Here is a 24,714-nt window from a genome sequence, read left to right as displayed (position 1 = left end):
CGTCGTTTTCAAGGAACATTTTGCAAACGATCGCCTATATCGCTATGCAGGATGGATCAGGTATGCCGATCCGTGGGACGAGTGCATTCAAGGGAGAAACTGATGTCTGACGATGAAATCATCCTTTATGAACTCTCTGATGATGAGCTTGTCCAGCAGATGCATGACGATCTGTATGACGGGCTCAAGGAAGAGATCGAGGAAGGCACCAACATCCTTCTGGAGCGCGGCTGGACTCCCTACGATCTGCTCACCAAGGCGCTGGTCGAGGGCATGCGGATCGTTGGCGAGGATTTTCGCGACGGAATCCTGTTCGTTCCAGAAGTGCTGATGAGCGCCAATGCCATGAAGGCGGGCATGTTCATTCTGCGTCCGCTGCTGATCGCCACCGGCGCGCCAAAGCTTGGCAAGATGGTTGTCGGCACCGTCAAGGGCGACATTCACGACATCGGCAAGAACCTTGTCGGCATGATGATGGAAGGCGCCGGTTTCGACGTCATCGATCTTGGCATCAACAATTCTGTGGAAAAATACCTCGAGGCAATCGAGCGTGAAAAACCCGATATCCTCGGCATGTCAGCGCTGCTGACAACCACAATGCCCTACATGAAGGTCGTTATCGACACAATGAAGGAAAAGGGCATCCGCGACGATTACATTATTCTCGTCGGCGGCGCGCCGCTCAACGAGGAATTCGGCAAGGCCGTCGGTGCCGATGCCTATTGCCGCGATGCAGCCGTTGCCGTTGAAACCGCCAAGGATCTGATCAAGCGCCGCCACAACCGTTTGGCTGGCGCCTGATCGTCATTTAGCCTTATTCATGCGTCGGTGATGCTGTCAGTAGGTGACAGCGTCACCGACGGCATTTGCGGAATCCTTAACGTCCTTGCCGACGCCGCGTATGGTGTTGGCGCAAGACGCCAGCGTCAGGGCAACGATGAGGATGGTTGCAATCTTGAAATGTGTCATTTTCTGCTGAATCCTGAAATAGGTGTTGATGCTGGAATTTGGCCCAGACGAAAGGCAAGATGATGGCGGAGCAATCAATTCCAGCCAGCCAAACCGAAAATTCTTCAAAAAAAGTCCGGGTCATCGCCTGCGGCATGCTCGCCCGCGAAATTCTGGCGGTGAATGAACAACTCGGCCATGATCATGTCGATCTCAAATGCATCGACGCCAATTACCATCATTACCCCGACAAGATCGCTCCCGCCGTCGACCGCGCAATAAGGGCAGCCCGCGACGAAGGCTATGAACATATTTTCATCGGCTACGCCGATTGCGGCACCGGCGGCGATCTCGACAAGGTTTGCGCGGCCCATGGCGTCGAACGCATCGCCGGCCCGCACTGCTTTTCATTTTACATGGGCAACCAGACATTCGAGGCCCAGGGCGACGACATGATGATGACGTTTTTCATCACCGATTTTCTCGCCCGGCATTTTGAAGCCTTCCTGATACGCCCGCTCGGACTCGACCGGTTTCCCGAGTTGCGTGACACTTATTTCGGCCATTATGAGCGGGCGCTCTATATCGCCCAGACCGATGACCCGGAACTGGAAGCCAAAGCCCGCGCCGCCGCCGAGCGCCTCGGATTGCGTTACGAACGCCGATTGACCGGTTACGGCGACCTGACGGATGCCCTGACGCCGCTGTGAACTGGAGCCTCGTGCGTTCATGCCCCGCACACCCAGGAATATTTTTGGGTTTCGCCACAATTCTTTAGCAATCCATGCTTAGATGTGAAGCAGTCACAATTCAGGGTATCCGCAGTGAGTCCGCAGTCCATCGCATCCACAGTCCCCGCCATTGCAACAGGCACCCATCGTCATCCGGAAAAACTCTCGGATTTGCTCGAGCGCTTGGCGCGCGAGGCCGGTGACCGTGTCAGCATGCGCGAAATCGCCAATGCGCTCGACGACCGTTCATTTGGCGCCTTCATGCTGGTCTTCGCCCTGCCCAACCTGATTCCCCTTCCACCCGGCGCAACCATGGTGCTCGGTTTGCCGATGGTTTTTGTCGCCTGGCAGATGGTCATCGGCTTGCAAAAAGTATGGCTGCCCCGTGCACTTGCCAACTACACGATCGAACGTTCCACCTTCCAGCGCATGGTTTCGCGGGTCTCTCCCTGGCTACGCAGCGCCGAAACCTGGGTTCGCCCACGAAACTGGCCGCTTGATGGTCCGATTCGGGAGCGTCTGTTTGGCCTGTTTGCGCTGATCCTGGCGGTCACTTGCGTCTTGCCGATTCCCTTCGGCAATTGGTTGCCGGCCCTTGCCGTCGCCATCCTGGGCGTCGCCCATACGGAACGCGATGGCAATTGTCTGGCACTGGGAGTGGTGACCGGGCTCGTTTCCATACTGGTGGCAGGCCTGGTCGTTGTTGCCACCGGCGCCTTGCTGGTTCGGCTGTTTTGATCCAGCCATTCAGGCTGAGAAATCTTTAACTGCCGCCGTGTAACCTTCCCGGTCAGTACAGACATTCCGGGGAAGACATGAGCCACGCTGGAAAAATCCTCGTCATCACCGCCGGCGGCGCCTATGCCTGGGTCATCGTCAACGCCCTTGCATCGCATTTCGACATAGTCGAAGTGGCGCTGGAACAGCCTGAATCAAAAAGCGTTTTCCTTAAACGCCGGGCCCGCAAGATCGGCTGGTTTCAGACCGCCGGACAATTTGGAACCATGGTGATTTCCCGTTTTGGCAAACGCTTTGCACAAGCCCGAACCAACACCATTATCGCCCACAGCGGCATTCAAACCGAGCTGTCACCCGAGGCGCCGGTTACGCCGGTGTCGTCTGCCAATGCCGATGACTGCCTGCAACTCATTGCCGCCCGCAAGCCCGATGTGGTGTTCCTTGCCGGATGCCGGATGCTGTCCAAGGCGACACTCGCGGCGATCGCCTGTCCGGTGCTCAACTACCATTCCGGCATCAACCCGAAATATCGCGGCCTGGCCGGCGGCTGGTGGGCCCGCGCCAGCGGCGACCATGACAATTACGGCACCACCGTGCATCTGGTCGATGCCGGCGTTGATACCGGTGACACACTCTATCAGGCCTTCCTGACACCTGACCCGCGTGAAACCCTGCTCACCGATTCGCTCGCCATGGCCGCAGGCTCGCGCGAGATCGTGGTGCGCGCTGTTGAAGACGCACTGAACGGAACCCTTGAGCCACAATCCAGCCAGTTACCGTCGGTGCAACGGTTTCACCCGCCGATCTGGACCTACCTCAAGACCGGTATTGCCAAGCGCATCTGGTAGTTTTCAACAGCTCGGATTTGACCCCGCGCGCCATCCCAAATACCTCCCGTGTCGGCAAGATCATCGTTCGATTGACAAGATCCATTGCGTCTTGTTGATCGAACGATGATCTAGGTCGTTTTTGACGCGCCGCGCGTCGTCGTCAGCGAAGCTGCCAGAAAATCCCATGCGCATTGTAACTTTCAAGGAGACCCCTATGGCCAACCGCATCGTCGTCTACTGGCGTGACATTCCAGCCCAGGTGATCATCAAGAAGGGACGGACTTCCGCCAAGCGGGAGCTGACCCTCAGATTCACCGAAGCGATCGATATGTGCGCCATGCGCACGGGTGCTGCCGAGACCGACGACTACCTCGCCGACTGGCGGCGCGCCGACCCGGTGGAAGTCTCCGACGATCTTGAAGCCGAGGCCGACAAGGCTGCGGCAGAACTGGAAACAGCCTACGACAAGGAACGCCTGGTGGCGCTGGTCAAGGGCGGAGGCAGGGAGAGCCATGGCTGACGAACCGACCCAGAAGACCCAGGCAAGCATCAACAAGAAGGCGGTCCGCAAAACTGCCTACAAACCCTCGGGCGTTTCGGCCACCGGTCGCAACGCCCGGCGATTCGCCGTCCGGCTTTGGGCTGTACGCCATGCGCGCGGGCTCGAATGGTTCTACGCCCGTTTCGCCCATGTCTTCCTGAAGCTCCACCCGGTGTGGAAGGCGGTCGGTTACCAGCGTGCGGAAGGGCCGGTCAAATTCGTCGAGAAGCACGTCAAGGGCTTCCTGTTCGACTGCCGCATGTGCGGCCAGTGCGTGCTGTCGTCGACCGGCATGTCGTGCCCGATGAACTGTCCCAAGCAATTGCGCAACGGTCCCTGCGGCGGCGTTCGCGCCAACGGCAACTGCGAGGTTGAACCCGACATGCCCTGCGTCTGGGTGCAGGCCTGGAACGGCTCGCAGCAGATGCTTGAAAGCCAGGCCATTCTGACGGTGCAGAAGCCGGTTGATCAATCCTTGCGCGAAACCTCTTCCTGGTTGCGGGTTACCGCCCAGACTGCCGCCCTTGCTGAAGCTGCCAAATCCACGGAGCCCGCATGAGCATGTCCGACGTCAATCCCGCCGGCATTGACCTGCCGCTTGATCCGCTTCCCGGGCATTCCTCCCGCGGCCGGCTGGAGCGGGTGCTCCGCCGCGGCGAGTTCGCGGTCACCACCGAGCTCAACCCGCCCGACAGCGCCGATCCGGAAGATGTTTACAATCGCGCTGCCATTTTCGATGGCTGGGTCGACGGCATCAATGCGGTCGATGCCTCCGGCGCCAACTGCCACATGTCTTCGGTCGGCATCTGCGCGCTGCTCACCCGCATCGGCTATGCGCCGATCATGCAGATCGCCTGCCGCGACCGCAACCGCATCGCCATCCAGGGCGACGTGCTCGGCGGCGCGGCCATGGGTGTCGGCAATATTTTGTGCCTGACCGGCGACGGCGTTCAGACCGGCGACCAGCCCGGCGCCAAGCCGGTCTTCGATCTCGACTGCATGTCGCTGCTCGAGACCATCCGCATCATGCGCGACAATGGCAAATTCCTGTCCGGCCGCAAGCTGACGACGCCGCCGCAGGTGTTTCTCGGCGCTGCAATCAATCCTTTTGCCCCACCGCATGACTTCCGCCCGCATCGGCTCGCCAAGAAGATCGCCGCCGGCGCCCAATTCGTCCAAAGCCAGTATTGCTTCGATGTGCCGATGTTCCGCGCCTATATGCAGACGGTGCGCGAGCTTGGGCTGACCGATGACTGCTTCATTCTGTGCGGTGTCGGTCCACTGGCGTCGGCCCGCACCGCCAAGTGGATGCGCGCCAACGTGCCTGGCGTTCATATCCCCGATCACGTCATTGCCCGGCTGGAAGGCGCCACCGACCAGAAAGCCGAGGGCAAGCAGATCTGCATCGACATCATCAATGAGGTCAAGGAAATCGACGGTGTCTCCGGCATCCATGTTATGGCTTACCGGCAGGAAGAGTTTGTTGCCGAGATCGTCCATGATTCGGGCGTGCTCAAAGGGCGCAAGCCCTGGCGCAAGGAACCCAACCCTGCCAATGAACGTGCCGAAAGTCTCCTCGAGGAAGCCCCTGATCATTCGCGCCTGACACCACATGTCATGGCCGGCGTCGCCGCCGACAGCGGCGACTAGCGTAGAACGCGATGGCTTGATCTTCACTCAGAAAACAGCATAATGACATAAGCAAATCTTTATGTCTTCACCGCAAGGACCGAATATGACCCGTACCATCGTTGCCTCCGCCACAAGAGAAGTGATCATCGGCTTTGATCAGCCCTTCTGCGTGATCGGCGAGCGCATCAATCCGACCGGCCGCAAGAAACTCGCCGCGGAGATGATGGCCGGCAATTTCGAGACCGTGATCAAAGACGCGCTTGAACAGGTTGCAGCTGGCGCCACCATGCTGGACGTCAATGCGGGCGTCACCTCGGTCAACCCCAACGAAACCGAGCCCGGCCTTCTGGTGCAGACCATGCAGATCGTCCAGGGCCTGGTCGACGTACCGCTGTCCATCGACAGCTCGGTAACCGGCGCCATTGAAGCTGCCTTGAAAATTGCCACGGGCCGTCCGCTTGTCAATTCGGTTACCGGCGAGGAAGAAAAGCTCGAAGCCATTCTGCCGCTGATCAAGAAATACGACGTACCGGTGGTGGCAATCTCCAACGACGAGACCGGCATTTCCATGGATCCCGATGTCCGCTTCGCCGTGGCCAAGAAGATTGTCGAACGCGCCATGGATTTCGGCATCAAGCCCTGTGACATCGTCGTCGACCCGCTGGTGATGCCGATCGGCGCTCTTGGCGATGCCGGCCGTCAGGTTTTCGCGCTGCTGCACCGGCTGCGTCATGAGCTCAAGGTCAATACCACCTGCGGCCTGTCCAACGTCTCGTTCGGCCTGCCGCATCGCCACGGCATCAACGCCGGTTTCATCCCCATGGTGATCGGCGCAGGCATGACCAGCGCCATCATGAACCCCTGCCGTCCGCAGGAAATGGAAGCCGTGCGCGCCGCCAACGTGCTCAACGGCACTGATCCGAACTGCACCAACTGGATCAAGACCTACAAGGATTACCAGCCGCATGTGGCTGGTTCCGCCCCTGCCGCACAAACATCATCCGCCGCGGCCGACGGTGGCCGCCGCCGTGGCGGACGCGCTGCCCGTTCAGGCGGCGGAGCATAATCCAGCCATGACCGACCACCTAGTTCTGTTCATGCCCTCGGGAAAGCGTGGCCGCTTTCCCACCGACACCCCCGTGCTCGACGCCGCGCGGCAGTTGGGCGTGCATGTCGAAAGCGTCTGTGGCGGTCGCGGCATCTGCGGGCGCTGCCAGGTCGACGTGCAGGAAGGCGTGTTTGCCAAGCATGGCATTACGTCTTCCAACGAGCACATCACCCCCTTTGGCGGCAATGAAGTGCGCTATGCCGAAAAGCGCGATCTGAAGGCCGGACGCCGGCTCTCCTGCTCGGCAAAAATCCTCGGCGACCTGGTCATCGACATCCCGCAGGATGCGGTGGTCAATGCACAGGTGGTGCGCAAGGATTCCGACGGCCGCGTCATCGAGCGCAACCCGGCAATCCAGATGTGCTATGTCGAGATCGAAGAGCCCGACATGCACAAGCCGCTCGGCGATCTCGACCGGCTGCTGATCGCCATCGAGGCCGACTGGGGCTTCAAGGGACTGCAGATCGACACCTATCTGCTCGGCGAAGTGCAGAAGATTCTGCGCAAGGGCGACTGGAAAGTCACCGCCGCCATCCACGAGCCGGTCGAGGGCGGACAGGCAACGCTGGTGGCGCTCTATCCCGGCCTCAAGAACGAGGCTTACGGCATTGCCTGCGACATCGGCTCGACCACCATCGCCATGCATCTGTCGTCGCTGTTGTCGGGCCGCACGCTGGCATCATCAGGCACCTCCAACCCGCAGATCCGTTTCGGCGAAGATCTGATGAGTCGCGTCTCCTATGTGATGATGAACCCCGAAGGCCGCGAGGGCATGACCAATGCCGTGCGCGAGGCATTGAACGGCTTGATCGACAATGTCTGCAAACAAGGCGAGATCGACCGCACCGACATTCTCGACGCTGTCTTCGTCGGCAACCCGATCATGCACCATCTGTTCCTGGGCATTGATCCGACCGAGCTTGGCGGCGCGCCGTTTGCGTTGGCCGTCTCCGGCGCGGTCAACATCAAATCCTCCGAAGTCGATCTTCCGCTCAATCCGGGCGCACGCGTCTACATGCTGCCCTGCATCGCCGGCCATGTTGGCGCCGATGCGGCTGCTGCAACGCTGACCGAAGGTCCCCACCGCCAGGAAGAGATGATGCTGCTGGTCGATGTCGGCACCAATGCCGAAATCGTGCTGGGCAATTCGACACGTACCGTGGCAGCCTCCTCGCCTACCGGCCCGGCCTTCGAAGGCGCAGAAATCTCCTGCGGCCAGCGCGCTGCACCGGGCGCCATCGAACGAATCCGGATCGATCCTGTCACCTTTGAACCGCGCTACCGGGTCATCGGCATCGAACCCTGGTCCGATGAGCCCGGCTTCGAAGAGCAAGCCAAGAAGGTTGGCGTCACCGGCGTCTGCGGCTCCGGCATCATCGAGATCATCGCTGAAATGTACCTCGCCGGCATCATCACCGAAGATGGCGTGATCAATGGCGAACTGGCGGCGCAAAGTCCGCGCATCATCTCCACCGGTCGCACCTTCTCCTATCTGCTGAAGGAAGCCGAACCCAAGCTGATGGTGACGCAAACCGACGTCCGCGCCATCCAGTTGGCCAAGGCGGCACTTTATGCCGGCGTCAAATTGCTGATGGACAAGCAGGGCATCGACCACGTTGACCGCATCGGTCTGGCCGGCGCTTTCGGCTCCTTCATCGATCCAAAATATGCGCTCGTGCTCGGACTTGTGCCCGATTGCGATCTGGACAAGGTCAAGGCTGTCGGCAACGCCGCCGGCACCGGCGCCCGCATGGCGCTGCTCAACCGCGCGCACCGCCGCGAGATCGAACTGACCGTCACCCAGATCGAAAAAATCGAAACCGCACTGGAACCCAAGTTCCAGGAGCATTTCGTCAACGCCATGGCTTTCCCCAACAAGGTCGACGCCTTCCCCAGGCTCTCCGAAGTGGTCACGCTGCCCGAACGCTCGATGGACACGGACAAGGCCGCCGGCATCGAACCCGGCGCTGGACGCCGACGCGGTGGTGGACGCCGCAACCGCGATTGATCACACAGGGTAAAGGCTACCCGGTACCAAGCGATCTCGAAGACGTGAGATGATTTCCAACAGTTGCCACCGTACAGTGCGGCTCGGAGGAATCGCATGTCCAACCAGAACCTGCTTCGCATCGGAATAATCGGCACAGTGATAGCTGCCCTGTGCTGCTTCACCCCCATCCTGGTGATCTTGCTCGGCGCGATTGGCCTCTCGGCAGCTGTCGGTTATCTCGATCTGGTGCTGCTGCCCGCCTTGGCGGCATTCATAGTGCTGACCGCCTATGCGCTGTGGAAGCGGCGGCCGGCATGACGATACTTCAATCGCAAATCACCTGCCCTTTGTGTGGTCACGCCGAACTGGAGACTATGCCGACCGACGCTTGCCAGTGGTTTTATGATTGCAAGGAATGTGGCGCGCTACTGAGACCAAAACCCGGCGAATGCTGCGTCTTCTGTTCCTATGGAACCGTTGCCTGCCCACCTATCCAGCAAGGCGACACCTGCTGCGCACCTGACGCCACCTGACCATCCGGGTGCTCTGTTTGCAGTTTGGCAGCAACCGGCACGGCTGCATCCTGGCAGATCAGCCTTTACCCGAATCGAAGTTGTGTCTACGGCGTTTGTCATGTTCTCCGTGATCCGATCACCGTTGTTTCTGGTGCTGGCGCTTTGGGCGGCTGGCCTTGGGGCTGCGGCGCAATTCGCCAAGATAGTGATCATTTTCCCTGAGCTGCAAGCCTTTTACGGTCAAACCGGCGCCATCTCGGGCTATCTTGTATCCCTGATCTCCGTTGTCGGCATGTTGCTGGGGCTGGTTGCCGGCATTATCGGCATCCAGGTCGGCATACGCCGGTTGCTCTTGTCGGGTCTGATTCTGGGCGCAGCGATTTCCGTCTGGCAGGCAACCCTGCCCGGGTTCGAGGCGATGCTGGCGAGCCGGTTGCTTGAGGGGCTCTCACATCTGGCAATTGTCGTCTCCGCCCCCACACTGATCGCACAACTGAGCGCACATCGTCATCAGGCCATGGCGCTGACCTTGTGGGGATCCTATTTCAGCGTCGCCTTTGCTGGCGTGGCGCTCACCGCACCCCTCATTCTTCAAGCCTTTGGTCTCGCTGGATTGCCGGCGATCCATGCAGTCTACATGGCGACACTCGCCGTACTTCTCGCAGTCGCGTTGCCGGCGCCAGACCGGCGCGACACGCCGCCCTGGCCTTCCTTGGCAGATATCGCCCGCCGTCACATTGCCGTCTATTCCTCGCCCTACATCGCCGCGCCGGCGCTTGGCTGGCTGTTCTACACACTTACCTTTGTCTCCATGATCGCCATCCTTCCGTCGATGGTCGATCCGGCGCAACGTCCATTTGTCGCTGCAGCCATGCCGCTAGCCAGCATCGCGTCATCCATGAGCATCGGCAACATGCTGCTCAGGCACATGTCCGCCGTCAACGTTATCATCGCCGGATTTGTGACCGCCATCGTGCTGGTGTTGGTGTTTTTATGGGCAGGGCCCAGCGCCTGGCTGTTCATTGCACTGTTTGCGGCCCTGGGCCTGGTTCAGGGCGCCAGCTTCGCGGCCGTACCGCAACTCAACGCAACCCTGCCCGACCGGGCGCTGGCCAATGGCGGCATCGCCCAGACCGGCAATATCGGCAATGCGCTTGGCACCCCCGCGTTGCTGGCTGTTACGTCGACTGGCGCCGCTGCCGGTCTCCCGGCCTTACTGATCATCTGTTATGCTGCTGCCATTCTGGTGCATATGGCAATGGCGCGGAGCCGGGCCCGAACGCAGGGCCGAGAACATTCAGCCATGTAATCTGCGTTCAGGATATCTGGCTCTGCCGCCATTGTCTCAAGACCTCGGATAACCTTATTGTGGCCAGATGTACTTGCCGCGCGCCCAGCCGGTTTCGGCATCATTGGTCATCACCTGGCACCAGACATTGGCCGCCTTCATCATCCTGTAATGCCGTCTCGACGATCCCCGTCCGTCAATCCGGAGGGAGATATTGGTGGTGATGTTCTTGCAGCGTCCGGTCAGGCTGATTGGCTCATTGAGCCGATAAGCGTCAATGATCTGCGACTTCACCGAGGGCCATTTGCGGATGTTGAGCGCGTCATCGGGCGCAATCGCCGTTATCGTCCCGGCGGTGAATGCCGACGACATGGCCGGAATGGTGGCGGATGTGACAACTGCCGCAGCGACTGCCAGCAGGACCTTGATGGATGATTTCATGTTCTCTCTCCCTTGGTGACACAGTGTGGAATGCTTCAATGTCAGCACCCTACATGCGTCCGCCTGTGCGGCACCTGAACGGCGCCTTCACACAGCGTTCATTTTTCGAAACTGTTTTCCTGTTTCAATCGAACGAGCCGGTTTGCCTGAACCGTTCGAATCCGGCGCGAAAATGGTCACTGAGGGCACAAACCGGTGCCGAAGGATCAGCAGCGACCTTGAGCAGCAATTGATACTGTCCCGGCGCCGGGAGCCCACAATCTTCGTCAAGTATCTGGATATCCGATCCGATGAAACTCCTGCCCAGTGGTGCGATGGCAAGGTCGGACAAAATCGCTGCCCGCTGCCCGGCCATATGCGACGTCATGAACGCCACTCGGTATGACCGCTTCACTTTCTCCAGAGATGAGAGCGCTCTTTCTCTCCAGACACATCCTTCGTCCCACATTGACAAGGGTAGCGGATCCATCAAATAGGCCTGCCCGCCTTTGGCGCCAGCCCAGACAATATCATCTGTCATGACCACTTCGCCTGGTTCGGGAGTCTGGCTTTCCATGCAACTCAAGAGGACGATGTCGATGTGTCCAGATGCAAAGCGCTTGAGCAGGCTGGAGGACTGGTCAATCACCACATCGACAACCACCGACGGATGCGATTTGGCAAACTGCTTGAGCACGCTCGGAAGCACCGCCTCGCCATAATCCGACGGCGACCCGATCCGCACCACTCCCGTCACATCCGAGGTGACAAACCGCGAAATGGCCTCCCGGTTGAGCGCAATCAGCCGCCGTGCATATCCGAGCAGCACTTCGCCATCATGGGTCAGTGATACATTCCGCGCATCGCGCAAGAACACCGACACGCCCAGTTGCTCTTCAAGCCGCTTGATCTGCATCGACACAGCCGATGGCGTGCGGAATATCCGCGCCGCCGCGGCGGTGAAGCTTCCGGTTTCGGCAATAGCAACAAAACTGCGCAGCACGTCCGGGTCCAGCATCAGCAGCGGATGAGTGAGGGGAGCATTCATATCATTCAATTCCATTGATCGATGAGGTCAATTCATTTCGTTTGATTGATTCATGCATCGGAGCGATGTTCATGTCAATCCAGTCTGACTGGTCAACACGGAAACAGGAGACACGACTATGTTTGATTTCGCACAGATCGCCCGCCATGCCCGGCAATGGCGCGCCAACCGCAAGCGGGCGGCGATGGAGTGCATGCTGGGCAGCCTTCCTGTCGAACTGCAAAAGGACATCGGATGGCCCGCCGCGGTTGAACATGGTTGCGCAGGAAGGACGCAAAGCGATCTCCATGCCCGTCCCATGCCGGGATAACTGCAGGACCCATGTCGCAAGCCAACAAATTTCGCTTTGATCCCAGTGACAATGCGTAATATTTATGGCCTGATCGCGACATGGGCCTTTTCGGAGAGCCCGCAACGGGATTCGGGCATGTCTTCACAGAATAAGCAGAAACGTTCGATCGTTTTCTTTATGGTTCCGGATTTTTCAATGATTGCCTTTTCGATGGCAATCGAACCATTGCGGCTGGCCAATCGGATGTTGGGTTATGACTGCTACAAATGGCGCTTGACCTCCCATGACGGTGAACCGGTCAGCGCTTCAAATCAGGTCACGGTGGCCGTCAACACCTCGCTTGCCGATGAGCGACGCAGCCTGTCTGGCGAAAACCGCCCGTCCATGGTGTTCGTCTGTTCGGGCGCCAATGTCGAACGGTTCAACAACAAGTCGGTTCTGGCCTGGCTGCGCGAAGAGCACAATCGCGGCGTTGCCGTCGGCGGCTTGTGCACCGGCGCCCATATTCTGGCGATGGCCGGACTGCTTTCGGGCCGTCGCTGCGCCATCCATTGGGAGAACCTGCCGGGCTTCGCTGAAGCCTTCCCCAAGGCAAATGTCTTTGCCGATCTCTATGAAATCGACGGGACCATTCACACCTGTGCCGGCGGAACCGCAGCACTTGACATGATGTTGAGCCTGATCGGCGAGGATCATGACGAAACGCTGGTCAACCGCATCTGTGAAATGGCACTAACCGACCGGGTCCGCAACGCCCATGACCGCCAACGGTTGCCGTTGCGCGCCCGCCTCGGAGTTCAAAACGCCAAGGTGCTGTCGATCATCGAATTGATGGAAGCGAACCTGTCCGAACCCTTGTCGCTCATCGAGATTGCCGACGACGCCGGTCTGTCGCGACGCCAGATCGAGCGCCTGTTTCGCCAGGAGATGGGGCGGTCACCGGCGCGCTATTATCTGGAAATCCGGCTTGATCGAGCCCGGCATCTGCTGATCCAGTCACCGATGCCTGTTGTCGAGGTGGCGGTTGCCTGCGGCTTCGTTTCCGCCTCGCATTTCTCCAAATGCTATCGTGAACTCTACAACCGGTCACCGCAGCAAGAGCGCGCCGATCGCAAACAATATCTCACGGCGGCCTGAGTTAGAGCTTTTCCTGAGCTTTGGAAGATCAGAAGGCAGGATCATTCCGGCTGGCGTCAGGCGACTGCGCGAACAGCCAGGTCGGTTTCGGAGAACACGCGATTGCGGCCGGCGCTTTTTGCCATGTAGAGGAACTGGTCAGCAGCATTGAGATAGTTGTCAAAGCTTTCCTTGTCGGCAATTTCGGCAAGCCCAATGGAGACCGTGACCTTGACGTCGCCGTCATCCGTCTTGATCAGCAAAAATTCAATTGCATACCGGACAAACTCGCAGAAACGGCGGGCATCGGCGAAGCTGCAATCGGAAATCAGGATGCCAAACTCCTCGCCGCCCATGCGTGACAGCAAATGGCTATGCCCACAATATTTTCTCAACTGGCAGGCAACGGCCTTGAGCACAACGTCGCCGACCTCGTGGCCATAGGTGTCGTTGATAAGCTTGAAATGATCGATATCGACGATGGCAAGCGCCTGCCCCCGCCCCTGCTTACGGCTCAGAGCAACCCTGCGCGGGCCATTCTCAAAAAAATGACGACGGTTATAGATTCCGGTCAGATAGTCTCGGGCCGCGAGTTCCCGCAGCTTGCCGATTTGACTGGAAATTTCAATATTCTGGGCCACGCGCCCACGCAGTTCCTCAATCACCAACGGCTGAATCAGGAAGTCATTGGCCCCGGCACGCAGGAACCGCGCCGCCAGGGACTTGTCTTCAAGCGTGGAGACACCGATAATCCGCATATCGTCGAGTTCGGTGCGGCTGCGAATTTGCTCAACCAGCGCCAAGCCGTTCATTTCCGGCATGAGATGGTTGATCAGGGCGAGATCAAACTCAGTGTTCTCGTCCAGCACCTCCAGCGCCTGCCTGCTGCTTGCAACACTGGTCACCCGGTAAAGCTGGCTCAACAATTGTTCGCTCAACATGTCTCGCATGAGTGCCGAATCATCAACAATCAGAATATGAGCGCTCCGATTGGACAGAATGCGAACGGTGGCCTCTATCAGGCGTTCAATCCCCTTCTGGCCATCCTTGAGAACATAATCGGCGAACTGCTTGGTCAAAACCTGTTTGCGCCTGAGATCCGAGGCGTTCGATGTGAACAGGATGGCCGGCACATTTTTGGCCGACACCAGATCCAACGCCTCGCCTGACGGCGTTCCGGGAAGGTTGAGGTCAATCAGTGACAGCGTGAACCTGTCCGGATTTTCCTCAAGCGCCGAGGCCAGCAATTCAAGCGTGGCGCAACTTGTTACCTTCATTCCATAGTCGGTTTCGAGGCGCTTCCTTAATGCGACCGTATAGGCTCGCGAATCCTCGACCAGCAGGATTTCCGATCCTTCAAAGCCTTTGTCGGCCTCTCTGATTTGTTCCGGTTTTCTGAAGGGCACGCGAAATATCCGCAAAAAAGTAAACTTCAGGCAAGTATTAGACGCGATGCTTCTCGATTTCGTTAACATCGCCAAATGCCGGTCACCAATCAGCCGATCAGAATTCTCCGCTGTCGGAGGGGGTATCTACCTGTCGTCGAACATCCATTGCCGCTGATCCCAGATTTTTTCGCCAATCAGGCAGTCATAAGGCTCAGACAGCCCGCGCAATGGTTGATTTGGAGAGAACTGGGCCGGAATGGCCCGGTCCGCAGAGGCTGGCAGGCCGCCAATTTCCAAAACCAGCTTGCGACGGATGGCTTCAGGAAACTGATCCCAACCGCTCACCGGCACCAGAAAGCTGCCCGGACCGCCAATCACACATTCGCTATAATAGGTATCGAGATCTGCAATATTGAACCCATTGCCTGGACCATCGCTGGTCATCAAGGGCAATCCGTTGATGACAATCCGCCTCGACACTGCAGCCTCCCGCGCATCCAGAACCGGGTCGCCCTGATTGTTCGGTCCATCACCCGAAACATCGATGACCTTCCGGAACCCCTCGAACGGTGCGGCCTCCAGTCGCTTGATCCCGTGCAGGATCGCTCCGGAAATCGAGGTGCGGCGCAGTCCGCTTGGATTGGATTTCAAGACGATCTCCGACAACGCGTCGGCATCGGCCCCCGTCTCCACAATTGTCCAGTCGAAAACCTCGCGAATCGCGGTGGTGCCGGCCCATTCGAACATGGTGATGGCTATGCGGCCATAAGCTCCCTGGGCGATGGCGCGAACCACATCAGGATGATTGAGCGCCGCAGCATAGCCTTCGCGCTGGATTTCCAGTTCCCGAGGAGACATCGAGCGCGACACATCCACCGCCAGCACCAGGGCGACATCGACGGGCTCACGCGCACCGGCACCCGGAGATGCCACAAACACGCCTGCCATCACCAGAACTGCCCTGGACCACGTTGTCATGGCGCATTTTACCATGGCAGTGCGGAACGTCGAGAAGAATTGCGCCGGATTTAGTCCTCAGACAGAAGCTGCGCTGCCAATCAACCCGACCACCCGATGGGCAAACCGCCCGAGCAAAAAAGCCGCGCAACTCTGGCAGAGCGGCGCGGCCTTGGTTGACGTCGTCTCGATCAGCTGCGCGGTTTGAGATTTTCCGGGTCGTAAAGCGGCTTGTAGCCGACTGCCGCCACTTCAACCGGATAGGTCTCGCTGAAGTACTCGACATCGAGCTTGCGCCCCACCTGGCAGTAGTCCCATGGCAGATAGGCGAGCGCGATGTTCTTGCCGATGGTCGGACCGTAGGCGACTGATGTCGTGTAGGAGATGCGGCCCAATTCATCGACCAGCGTCCTGCCCGTCTCCGGGTCGATCACCGGCATGGCGCCGACCGGGTAGCGGGCCACGCCCTTTGCATCGACATTGTCGGTCATCACCAATGTGCAAAGCATTGCCGGTTGATGCTCGCGCGCCTTGTATTCAAGGTGTTTGGCCTTGCCGCGGAAATCGGCTTCCTTGACCTTCGGGCGGGCAAGGTCGGCTTCGATCAGATTGTACTGGGTCAGAAGATCGGCGTTCTGCAGACGCAGGCTCTTTTCCATGCGACGGGAGTTTGCGTAGGTCTCGACACCGACCGGCGTGACACCGGTTGACCGAAGCGCATCCCAGACAGCCAGGCCGTCCTCGAACTTCATGTGCAATTCCCACCCCTGCTCACCGACATAGGAGAGCCGGAAAGCGGATACCGTCTTGCCGGCAATCTCGATCGGCTTGATGGCTGCGAAGGCGAAGTTTTCGACATCAAGACCAGCCGGATCGGCAACGACTTTCTTCAGTGTTTCGCGGGCGTCCGGGCCCCAGATGCCGATGGTGGTGTAGGCCTCGGTGACATCGGTGATGGTCACGTCGAAGCCCTTGTCCTCGGCCATGCGGCGTATGTAGTGGAAATCCCGCGGGCCGGCGTCTGCTCCGTTGATCAATCGGCAGCGATCAGCCATGCGAATCACCGTGAAATCGGCCCGCACCATGCCCTCGTCATCGAGGAAGTGGGTGTAGATGCCCTTGCCGATATTGGTGTCGCCACCGATCTTGGCCGCGCACAGCCACTCCATCAGCGCAACATGATCCGGCCCCTCGATGTCGACCATGTGGAAATGCGACAGGTTGATGATGCCGCAGTCTTCGGTCAATTGCAGATGCTCGGCATTGGACACACGCCAGAAGTGGCGGTTGTCCCATTCGTTCTCACGGACCGGAACACGGTCGCCGAATTTTTCGAGCAGATGAGCGTTGGACGCGTAGCCATGCGCCCGTTCCCAGCCGCCAAGCTCCATGAAATGACCGCCAAGCTCGACTTCGCGCTCGTTGAAGGGCGAACGCTTGACGCCGCGGCTCTTGGCATAGGGCTCGCGCGGATGGATGGCCGGGAAATAGATCTTCTGCGCCGCCTCATAGCAGCGGTTCTCGATGAATTCCTCGGTCATCTGATGCGGATAGAAACGCGCGTAATCGATCGAGTTGTGATCGATCTCGGTGCGGCCATCGGTCATCCAGTCGGCGATCAGCTTGCCGTAGCCCGGCGCGTCCTTGACCCAGATGGCGACGCAATACCAAAGCCCGCGCACCTTCTGGCTTTCACCGCAGGAGGCGCCACCGGCGGCCGATACCTGCAGCAGACCGTTGAAGGAATGACCTTCGTTGTAGCCGAGTTCGCCGAGGATCGGAGTGAGCTCCATGGCCCGCTCGAGCGGTTCGATGATCTGCTCCATGTCGAGATCGCGCTGCGACGGAGACAGCCGCGCTTCGTTCTTTTCCAGAATGTCGCGCGGATGGCACAGCCGCGGGTTGTCGGTCTCGTAGTAACCCCACTCGATCTGACCACCCTCTGCGGTCTTCGGATCGCCGGTGTCGCGCATATAGGCCGAATTGCCCTGGTCGCGCATCAGCGGCCAGCCGATATCCTTGCCGGTGCCTTCGAATTCATTGTAGGGTCCGAAGAATGTCAGCGGATGATCGACCGGCATGACCGGCAGGTCTTCGCCCACCATTTCGGCGATCAGGCGTCCCCAGATGCCGGCGCAGACGATGACATGATCGGCCATGATGGTGCCGCGATGGGTGACGACGCCCTTGATCCGTCCGCCCTCGACAATCAGCGACTGGGCAGGCGTGTTGGCGAAGACGTTCAGCTTGCCGGTCTTCTCGGCTGCATCGACGAGTTTGCCGGCAACCGTCTGCGAGCGCGGGATCACAAGCCCGGCGTCCGGATCCCACAAGGCTCCGGCCACCATCTCTTCTTCGACCAGCGGGAATTTTGTTTTCACCTCGGCGGGACCGATAAAACTGGCGCGCGTGCCAAACGCCTTGCCGGAGGAAATCTTGCGCTTGATTTCTTCCATCCATGCATCGTCGCCGGCGCGCACGATTTCCAGACCGCCGATGCGGGCGTAATGGCCCATCTTCTCGAAGAAATCGATTGAGTACTGCGTCGTCCAGACAGAAAGATAGTCGTGGCTTGTCGTGTAGCAGAAGTCCGATGCATGGGCTGTCGAGCCGATATCGGTGGGCACGCCGGACTTGTCGATGCCGACAATGTCGTCCCAGCCGCGCTCGATGAGATGGTGCGCGATGGAGGCGCCAACAATGCCGCCCACGCCGATGATGACGACCTTTGCCTGTTTCGGAAACTCTGCCATTGTCTCTACCCTGATTGCGCTTTAAACAGAATTTATGATCTGTCTCCACAAAACCAGAGCCTGTCTACGACATTAATCACATGCTGCACGACCAGTGGCAGGTTGAGGTGCTGCAAGGTCGCGCCCCATCCAGCACAACAAAAGGGCGCGACCCTTGCGGATCGCGCCCCGGTTTCTCTGACAACGACATCACGGCTTTACTTGATCACCGCGCTGCCATTGACGATTTCGATGCTCTCGCTGCCGGCGAGTGTTTCGCGATCACCGGACGGCATCGTCACGAAACAGCCTGCGGGACAGAAATTCACTGTGGCGCCAGCCTCGACCACCAGGTCGATCTTGTTTCCGCCGTCAGTGACAATGAGCACCTGAGATTGGTCATCCTTGTTGGTGACGGTTGCGGCGGCCGCGCTGCCGATCATCGCCAAACTCACTGCAAATCCGATTATGATAGTTTTCATGGGCATCCGGCGATCTGATCGCCGCTCCTTGTTGAAACACTGTCGAGCCAGTGGTGGCCCAGTATGGATGAACTTCTAGCATCGCGAAACTGAATGCAGTCTGAACGAATATGGTTCACCGGTCGCCTCCCTCGGGACCTGACCCATCTCCCATCGAGTCCTGCCCGGCCTTTGTCGGTTTCCGGCGCTTGGCCGGTTTCTTGACCGAGGTCTCCGTATCTGCCGTCACACCCGTTACAGCTGGCTCGGGTGGCGTGGCGAGTTTCGGCTTTCGTTCCATCAGTTTTTCTCTCAGCACCGTGAGCGGTTCGTCCTGATCGCCCAGCTTGATATTCAGATCGCGTTGCGGGAACGGAATTTCAATCCCTTCGGCTTTCAAGCGTTCAAAAATGCGCAATCGCAATTCGGTTCGCACGGTCATCCCGTTAAGCACATCGGCGATATGCGCCTTGATCTCGAAATCGAGCGATGAATCGCCAAAATTCATGAAGAACACCGCCGGCGCAGGGAAGTTGAGAACCAGGTCATGGCTACGCACGACCTCCTCGAGAATTTCAATGACGCGGCGGGGATCAGCATCATAGCTCACACCAATCGGCACCTCGACACGGCCAAGCTTGTTGCGATGGGTCCAGTTGCCGACCGGCGCATTGATCAGCTCCGAATTGGGCACGATGATCGACTGACGCGAAAATGTTTCAATCTCCGTGGCCCTAACCGAGATTTTCTTGACGAACCCCTCGGTGGATCCCGTCACCACCCAGTCGCCAACCTTGAACGGCCGTTCGGCCAGCAGGATGAGACCCGAGACAAAGTTGCTGACAATATTCTGAAGGCCAAAACCAATGCCCAGCGACAACGCACCGGCCACCAGGGCCAGGCTCGACAGATCAATACCTGCGGCTGAAATTCCGATCAGTCCGGCCAGGGCCACGCCGAGATAACCAACGCCGATCTTGATTGAGTTGCGCACGCCGGATTCCATGCTGCCGCGCGCCATAACGCTGCCATCAAGCCAACGCTGGAACCAGCGGGTTGCGAGCAAGCCAACGATGAAGAGCAAAACACCGAAGAAGATTCCCACCAGCGAAATGGTAATGCCGCCGATGCGGATTTCGGTCAGGATGCGGTAGAACCAGAGTTCGATATCCTGAACCTGAAAGCCCCACAGCAACAGGATCAGCGGCACGCCAAGCAACAGCACAAGCAGATTGATCAGCAAACCCGCCGCCAGCCCCGAGCGGTCAAGCGCCACATGACCCGGCTGGTACTTGGTTTCGATCCGCCGCCCGATGATGGTATGGGCAAATGCACCCTCTTCGGAGATTGCCCGGGCTGAAAGATAGCCAATATACATGGTCGTCAAAATGGCACCGGTGACCACGATCTGGGTCGCGGCAAATCGTGCCAAGCCGACATAACCCAAAGACGCTGTCGCCATCAATCCGAAACCGGCGACGAGCAGCGTCACCGAAATCACCCGCGGCCAGGGTTCACCCGGGTCCGCCGGATCTCCGGATTTGGCAACCATCGGCTTGACCATCGCCATGGCGATCAGGATGAGCGCCATCATGAACACCGAGATGATGCCCTTGAACACAGTCAGCACCACGGGCGATCCGAGCGACTGACTCATTTGATCCTCGACAAAGTCGAACCCGTTGACGAACACCATCGCCACCACCAAAAGGTAGAGAACTCGGGCGCCGCCATTGGAAACGTTGACCAGACGCCAGGCAGGCATTTTCGGTGCCAATATACCGCGCGCCAGTTTGCTGACGAAGAAAATCGCCACCACGATCGCCAGCATGCTGGAAATCACCGGGGCGACATCGCCACGCAAAATCGCAAAGCTCTGGAGCAGCCCATAGATTGTGCCCGCCAGCGCGGTCATGGCGATTGTCGGGATTATGGTCGACCAGAAGGCAACCGACAGCCGGCTTGTGTAGGCCGGATCCTCATCGCTCGGATCACGGTCGATCAATCCGCCAAACAGTCGGTAGGCACCCGGCACGAACACCAACGCAGCAAGCAGAGAGAAAAAAGCCCAGCCCAGCAACGCTTGCCATTTGAACGCCAGTACGAACCTCCCCCAGGAGCCATAGGTTCGAACCAGATCAGTCCATTCCCCATCCATCGCAACCAGCGATTCCGACAACATCGAGGGACTGATTTCCGTACGCTTGAACAGGGTGTTGGAAAACAGGTCCCGGCGCGCTTCGGTGATCCTGTTGCCAAGATCGTTGGCCCTGACCGAAACCGCCTCGGCTCTGCCGGTCAGCGTGTTGATCAGCGCGCGTTCTTCATTGAGACGGTTACGTTCGGCGACAATGGCGTCGGGTTCGGGCGCTTCACCCTCCCCAGGAGACGCGCCAAGCTGCTCCAGCCGGGCCTTGATTTCCGTCATTCGCGGCCGCAAGGAGACACCAATATCGAGCATGGAGCGCGCCAGCGTCTCAATTTCGAGCTTCAGGTCCACCAAGGCGGTGTCATTCTCGGTGCTTTCCTCAACCCGCTTGCCTAGCCGAGCGATATCCATTTCCGCAGCGGCCAGCTTTTCTTCCGCCGCAATGACGATAGGCGAGGCCACTGCCGTGGCGGGCGCAGTTGCAACCTGCTCCGCGATCGCCGGCTCGGCACCCGCTGGTTCAGTTTGGACAGCAGATTGGGAATGGGCAGCAACGCCGGTTCCGATCAGAACCACAGCGCTCAGCAAAGCAGCCTTCAACCAGTCAAAGCGCATGAATATCCTATTCGGTTGCGAAGTCTGGGTATCTTTAACAGGCTCGCGCAACATCTCAAATGCCGCAAAGGCAAGGCGACCTGCCCCGGCCCGGCATTTTGATGAAAATGAATGCTGGCGAGACTAGAATCCTGCACCGGGTTCGGCCAGATAGGCTTCTTCCTCAGGGGTCGACGTTCGCCCCAGAATTGGATTGCGGTGCGGGAAACGGTCAAAACGCTTGATCACAGCCTGATGCTTGAGCGCATAATCCAGATAATTTTCATTACCGAGCGCTTCGCACAGCGCCACCGCACGAGCCTGCTCCTCGAGACTTTCCGCATGCTCGAATGGCATGTAGAAAAAAATCCGGCGATTTTCCGGTGTGGCGGCATCGGCGCCCACAGCAATGGCCGCCTTGGCGGCATTCAGGGCCAGACGATCGGTGGCAAAAGACAGTGGCGAACCGCGATAGATGTTGCGCGGAAACTGGTCGAGAACGATGATCCGCGCCAGCCGTGCCTCGGGCGTCGCGCGCCACTCGGCCGTCACTTCGCGTGATTGTGCCAGATGCAACGCCGCAAAACGCTCGGTGACAAGGCGGTCGATCTCGTCGCTCTTGACGAACCAGTCCTTGCTCGTGAGTTCTTCAAACCAGAATTTGAGGACGCTGTCGGGTGTTTCGGTCATTGGAAATCCTGTTTTGTGTCAATCTCTGAGCTGATTTGATTGCCGGCAGGACTTTAACCATCCACAGCTCAATTTCTACCGTAAATCGTGGTTCACGCGGCAGACACGTGCGTGTCAGGCGGCTTTCACCTCGGCTTCAAGCAGGACAAGCCTGACGCCGTCGGTCACTTGCGCGCCAACCCTTACCAGCACTTCAGCCACCATGCCATCGCGCGGCGCCGACAGTGTCATCTCCATTTTCATGGCTTCCATGATCACCAGGGCTTCGCCGGATTTGACCTCCTGGCCGTTCACCACAAGCACCTGTTTGACGATGCCCGGCATTGCCGAGACAACAGAATCGCCGCCCGCCGCCAGATCATCGCTGCGCTTGCGTTGCTGCTTTCCGAACCGGTGCGTCAGCCCCTCATGAAAAACCGCCACTTCCACGCCGCTCTGGACCAGCCGGCAGCGCTGCGTCACCCCGTCGGCGCTGAAGGCCCAGTCATTTCCCTTCGGGCGAACCGCATCCAGGCGCATAGCACCAGTCTTCATCGCATCACCCGCAATACGCCAGATATCTGCGGCTTCCCGCTCAACCGTAAAGAGGCTTTCCGCTCCACTGGTTTCAAGCGTCACCGAGCGTTTCGGAGCGCCCCAAATTTCGAACGGGCCAATCGCCGTCACTGAGGCCGGATCCTCTGTTCTGGTCGGAACCATGCCGGAAGCGGCCAAAACCGCCAGAGCCGCGATTGCATCTGGCGCAGGCGCGCGCTCAGTGAGGCTATCGATATTGCGCTCGATCAACCCGGTGTCGAGCCGACCTGCGGCAAAGTCGGCATCCCGGCAAAGCTTCGCCAGAAATGCCGTGTTGGTCACGGTCCCGGCGATCTCGGTACGGCCCAAAGCCCCGGCGAGCTTGCCCAGCGCCTCGGCCCGGTTCTTGCCGTGGGCAATCACCTTGGCGATCATCGGGTCATAGAACGGCGTGATCTCGTCACCCGCACGCACCCCGGCATCAACCCTGATGTCGCCATCAGGAAACTGCAGATGCACCAACCTGCCGACCGCAGGCAGAAAACCCTTTTCCGCGTCCTCGGCGTAAATCCGCGCTTCCACCGCATGACCGTTGATCGAAAGCTGGTCCTGCCTGAGCGGCAAGGACTCGCCGCCTGCCACGCGGATCTGCCATTCGACCAGATCGAGCCCGGTGATCATCTCTGTCACCGGATGCTCGACCTGCAGCCGCGTGTTCATTTCCATGAACCAGAACCTGTCGGCCTTGAGCCCCTCGCTGGCGTCAACAATGAACTCCACTGTCCCCGCGCCGGCATAGTTGATTGCCTTGGCCGCCTGCACGGCCGCAGCCCCCATCGCCTCGCGCATATCATCGGGCATATCCGGCGCAGGCGCTTCTTCGATCACCTTCTGGTGGCGCCGTTGCGCCGAACAGTCGCGCTCGAACAGATGCACTACGTTGCCGTGCTTGTCGCCAAATACCTGGATCTCGATATGCCGCGGCGTGGAGACATATTTCTCCACCAGCACCCGGTCATCACCGAACGAAGCCTTGGCTTCGCGCCGCGCCGAAGACAGCGCAGCCGGGAAATCCGCCTGATGTTCTACCTTGCGCATGCCCTTGCCGCCGCCGCCGGCACGCGCCTTGATCAGCACCGGAAAGCCGATCTCGTTGGCCTTGCCTGCTAGCACCACCAGTTCCTGCGCATCGCCGTGATAGCCCGGCACCACCGGCACATTGGCTTTTTCCATCAGCGCCTTGGCCGCATCCTTCAACCCCATGGCACGGATCGCCTTGGCCGATGGCCCGATGAAGATCAGTCCTGCCTTCTCGACTTGATCGACAAAACCCGGATTTTCCGACAGAAACCCGTAGCCCGGATGGATCGCATCCGCACCGGTGCGCCTGGCGGCATCGAGAATGGCGTCGAATTTGAGATAGCTCTCGGACACAGGCGCCGGCCCGATCAGCACCGCCTCATCCGCCATCTCGACATGCAGCGCACTTGCGTCAGCCTCGGAATAGACCGCCACCGTGGCGATACCCATTTTCCGCGCCGTGCGGATGATCCGGCAAGCAATCTCGCCCCGATTGGCAATGAGGATTTTGGTGATCATGGATTTCCCATTTCGCTCCATAGCTCGAAAGGCATTGCGGTTGCGGTCGCCAAACGCCTGTCGTTGCTGACGAATACTTCACATTGGCTGATCTTCGCGGTCGCAACATGAATAGCGTCCGGCAACTTGATCCCGGTCCCGGCTCGCACGCGCGCGGCTTCCAGGATGATGTCTCTCGAAATGGCCGCTACCCGCAGAAATTTGCTCTCGGCCGCCAACAAGCTCAGGTAAGCACGGATCAACGCCTCATCCCGATCTGTGATCGGTTTGACAAGACACTCGGCCAACGTCAATTCACTGGTCACGGCCTCAAGCTGACCGTCATTGATCTGCTTGACCAACTCTTCCTGCGCGCTGTCCAACTCATCCGCCTTTTCAAGAATGCTGATCAGCGCATTGGTATCGAGATAGGTGCGCCGGTTTTTCGCCAT

General features: G+C 59.0%; 26 protein-coding genes. 15 read left to right on the top strand and 11 right to left on the bottom strand.

The window, feature by feature from the left end; all coding sequences use genetic code 11:
* Nucleotides 1-102 precede the first annotated feature (102 nt).
* On the top strand, nt 103-801 hold the full coding sequence (locus IMCC20628_RS05080; RefSeq protein ID WP_047029312.1) for a B12-binding domain-containing protein: 699 nt from the start codon (nt 103-105) through the stop codon (nt 799-801).
* A gap of 36 nt (nt 802-837) precedes the next feature.
* Here the strand turns inward: IMCC20628_RS05080 and IMCC20628_RS24605 are convergent, their stop codons facing one another.
* Nucleotides 838-969 carry an Entericidin EcnAB gene (locus IMCC20628_RS24605; RefSeq protein WP_082128016.1) on the bottom strand — a complete coding sequence of 44 codons (132 nt, stop codon included), beginning with the start codon at nt 967-969 and terminating at the stop codon, nt 838-840.
* Nucleotides 970-1,031: 62 nt separating this feature from the next.
* On the opposite strand from IMCC20628_RS24605, the gene IMCC20628_RS05075 reads away from it, so the two are divergent.
* The 11 genes from IMCC20628_RS05075 (at nt 1,032) to IMCC20628_RS05030 (ending at nt 10,342) form a co-directional block, all read left to right on the top strand.
* Nucleotides 1,032-1,658, top strand: a complete 627-nt coding sequence (locus IMCC20628_RS05075) for a DUF1638 domain-containing protein (RefSeq protein WP_047032272.1) — start codon at nt 1,032-1,034, stop codon at nt 1,656-1,658.
* Between the two features lie 114 nt (nt 1,659-1,772).
* A complete protein-coding gene (locus IMCC20628_RS05070) occupies nt 1,773-2,417 on the top strand; it encodes an exopolysaccharide biosynthesis protein (protein ID WP_047029311.1) in 645 nt (214 codons plus the stop codon).
* Between the two features lie 77 nt (nt 2,418-2,494).
* Nucleotides 2,495-3,265, top strand: coding sequence for a formyl transferase (locus tag IMCC20628_RS05065; RefSeq protein ID WP_047029310.1), 771 nt, complete (start codon nt 2,495-2,497; stop codon nt 3,263-3,265).
* A gap of 196 nt (nt 3,266-3,461) precedes the next feature.
* The gene (locus IMCC20628_RS05060) at nt 3,462-3,767 is read left to right on the top strand and encodes a virulence factor (protein WP_047029309.1); all 306 of its coding nucleotides are present in this window, start codon (nt 3,462-3,464) and stop codon (nt 3,765-3,767) included.
* Nucleotides 3,760-4,347: a methylenetetrahydrofolate reductase C-terminal domain-containing protein gene (locus IMCC20628_RS05055; RefSeq protein WP_047029308.1), complete on the top strand. Its 588-nt coding sequence runs from the start codon at nt 3,760-3,762 to the stop codon at nt 4,345-4,347. Before IMCC20628_RS05060 ends, IMCC20628_RS05055 begins: the two co-directional genes overlap by 8 nt.
* Nucleotides 4,348-4,349: 2 nt before the next feature.
* On the top strand, nt 4,350-5,438 hold the full coding sequence (locus tag IMCC20628_RS05050; protein WP_156174645.1) for a methylenetetrahydrofolate reductase: 1,089 nt from the start codon (nt 4,350-4,352) through the stop codon (nt 5,436-5,438).
* Between the two features lie 85 nt (nt 5,439-5,523).
* The gene (locus IMCC20628_RS05045) at nt 5,524-6,486 is read left to right on the top strand and encodes a methyltetrahydrofolate cobalamin methyltransferase (RefSeq protein ID WP_047029306.1); all 963 of its coding nucleotides are present in this window, start codon (nt 5,524-5,526) and stop codon (nt 6,484-6,486) included.
* A gap of 7 nt (nt 6,487-6,493) precedes the next feature.
* Nucleotides 6,494-8,536, top strand: coding sequence for an ASKHA domain-containing protein (locus tag IMCC20628_RS05040; RefSeq protein ID WP_156174412.1), 2,043 nt, complete (start codon nt 6,494-6,496; stop codon nt 8,534-8,536).
* Nucleotides 8,537-8,632: 96 nt separating this feature from the next.
* Nucleotides 8,633-8,836, top strand: coding sequence for a mercury resistance system transport protein MerF (gene merF, locus IMCC20628_RS05035; protein WP_047029305.1), 204 nt, complete (start codon nt 8,633-8,635; stop codon nt 8,834-8,836).
* Nucleotides 8,833-9,051, top strand: a complete 219-nt coding sequence (locus tag IMCC20628_RS25570; RefSeq protein WP_082128015.1) for a GDCCVxC domain-containing (seleno)protein — start codon at nt 8,833-8,835, stop codon at nt 9,049-9,051. Before merF ends, IMCC20628_RS25570 begins: the two co-directional genes overlap by 4 nt.
* Before the next feature lie 100 nt (nt 9,052-9,151).
* On the top strand, nt 9,152-10,342 hold the full coding sequence (locus IMCC20628_RS05030) for an MFS transporter (RefSeq protein WP_052766604.1): 1,191 nt from the start codon (nt 9,152-9,154) through the stop codon (nt 10,340-10,342).
* Between the two features lie 54 nt (nt 10,343-10,396).
* Here the strand turns inward: IMCC20628_RS05030 and IMCC20628_RS05025 are convergent, their stop codons facing one another.
* Both IMCC20628_RS05025 and IMCC20628_RS05020 read right to left on the bottom strand, forming a co-directional pair.
* Nucleotides 10,397-10,762: an SH3 domain-containing protein gene (locus IMCC20628_RS05025; RefSeq protein WP_047029304.1), complete on the bottom strand. Its 366-nt coding sequence runs from the start codon at nt 10,760-10,762 to the stop codon at nt 10,397-10,399.
* Between the two features lie 124 nt (nt 10,763-10,886).
* Nucleotides 10,887-11,789 (bottom strand): LysR family transcriptional regulator, encoded by a 903-nt coding sequence (locus IMCC20628_RS05020; RefSeq protein WP_047029303.1) that lies wholly within the window; start codon nt 11,787-11,789, stop codon nt 10,887-10,889.
* A 118-nt stretch (nt 11,790-11,907) separates the two neighbouring features.
* Between IMCC20628_RS05020 and IMCC20628_RS25020 the strand changes: the two genes are divergently transcribed.
* Entirely contained in the window at nt 11,908-12,099 is a 192-nt protein-coding gene (locus IMCC20628_RS25020) for a hypothetical protein (RefSeq protein WP_156174411.1), read from the top strand.
* 117 nt (nt 12,100-12,216) lie between these two features.
* Nucleotides 12,217-13,218 (top strand): GlxA family transcriptional regulator, encoded by a 1,002-nt coding sequence (locus tag IMCC20628_RS05010; protein WP_047032269.1) that lies wholly within the window; start codon nt 12,217-12,219, stop codon nt 13,216-13,218.
* 56 nt (nt 13,219-13,274) lie between these two features.
* On the opposite strand, the gene IMCC20628_RS05005 is transcribed toward IMCC20628_RS05010, so the two are convergent.
* Nucleotides 13,275-14,603, bottom strand: a complete 1,329-nt coding sequence (locus IMCC20628_RS05005; RefSeq protein WP_047029301.1) for a diguanylate cyclase — start codon at nt 14,601-14,603, stop codon at nt 13,275-13,277.
* A gap of 126 nt (nt 14,604-14,729) precedes the next feature.
* The gene (locus tag IMCC20628_RS05000; RefSeq protein WP_047029300.1) at nt 14,730-15,563 is read right to left on the bottom strand and encodes a DUF1194 domain-containing protein; all 834 of its coding nucleotides are present in this window, start codon (nt 15,561-15,563) and stop codon (nt 14,730-14,732) included.
* On the opposite strand from IMCC20628_RS05000, the gene IMCC20628_RS24595 reads away from it, so the two are divergent.
* Complete coding sequence (locus tag IMCC20628_RS24595; protein ID WP_047029299.1) at nt 15,562-15,750, top strand: hypothetical protein; 189 nt, start codon at nt 15,562-15,564, stop codon at nt 15,748-15,750. The genes IMCC20628_RS05000 and IMCC20628_RS24595 overlap by 2 nt on opposite strands.
* On the opposite strand, the gene IMCC20628_RS04990 is transcribed toward IMCC20628_RS24595, so the two are convergent.
* The 6 genes from IMCC20628_RS04990 to IMCC20628_RS04965 form a co-directional block, all read right to left on the bottom strand.
* Complete coding sequence (locus IMCC20628_RS04990; protein ID WP_047029298.1) at nt 15,734-18,295, bottom strand: FAD-dependent oxidoreductase; 2,562 nt, start codon at nt 18,293-18,295, stop codon at nt 15,734-15,736. The two genes, IMCC20628_RS24595 and IMCC20628_RS04990, sit on opposite strands and share 17 nt — an antisense overlap.
* Before the next feature lie 197 nt (nt 18,296-18,492).
* Entirely contained in the window at nt 18,493-18,756 is a 264-nt protein-coding gene (locus IMCC20628_RS04985; protein ID WP_047029297.1) for a hypothetical protein, read from the bottom strand.
* A 115-nt stretch (nt 18,757-18,871) separates the two neighbouring features.
* Nucleotides 18,872-21,499, bottom strand: a complete 2,628-nt coding sequence (locus IMCC20628_RS04980; RefSeq protein WP_047029296.1) for a mechanosensitive ion channel domain-containing protein — start codon at nt 21,497-21,499, stop codon at nt 18,872-18,874.
* Between the two features lie 123 nt (nt 21,500-21,622).
* Complete coding sequence (locus tag IMCC20628_RS04975) at nt 21,623-22,168, bottom strand: DUF924 family protein (RefSeq protein ID WP_047029295.1); 546 nt, start codon at nt 22,166-22,168, stop codon at nt 21,623-21,625.
* Nucleotides 22,169-22,282: 114 nt separating this feature from the next.
* Nucleotides 22,283-24,283: an acetyl/propionyl/methylcrotonyl-CoA carboxylase subunit alpha gene (locus IMCC20628_RS04970; RefSeq protein WP_047029294.1), complete on the bottom strand. Its 2,001-nt coding sequence runs from the start codon at nt 24,281-24,283 to the stop codon at nt 22,283-22,285.
* A complete protein-coding gene (locus tag IMCC20628_RS04965) occupies nt 24,280-24,714 on the bottom strand; it encodes a PIN domain-containing protein (RefSeq protein ID WP_197078391.1) in 435 nt (144 codons plus the stop codon). The genes IMCC20628_RS04970 and IMCC20628_RS04965 overlap by 4 nt, the downstream gene beginning before the upstream one ends.

Origin of the sequence: Hoeflea sp. IMCC20628, from assembly GCF_001011155.1 — a bacterium.
GTDB lineage: Bacteria > Pseudomonadota > Alphaproteobacteria > Rhizobiales > Rhizobiaceae > Hoeflea.
Note: the sequence above shows the minus strand (reverse complement) of the source record. Positions and strands in the feature narration are given on the sequence as shown.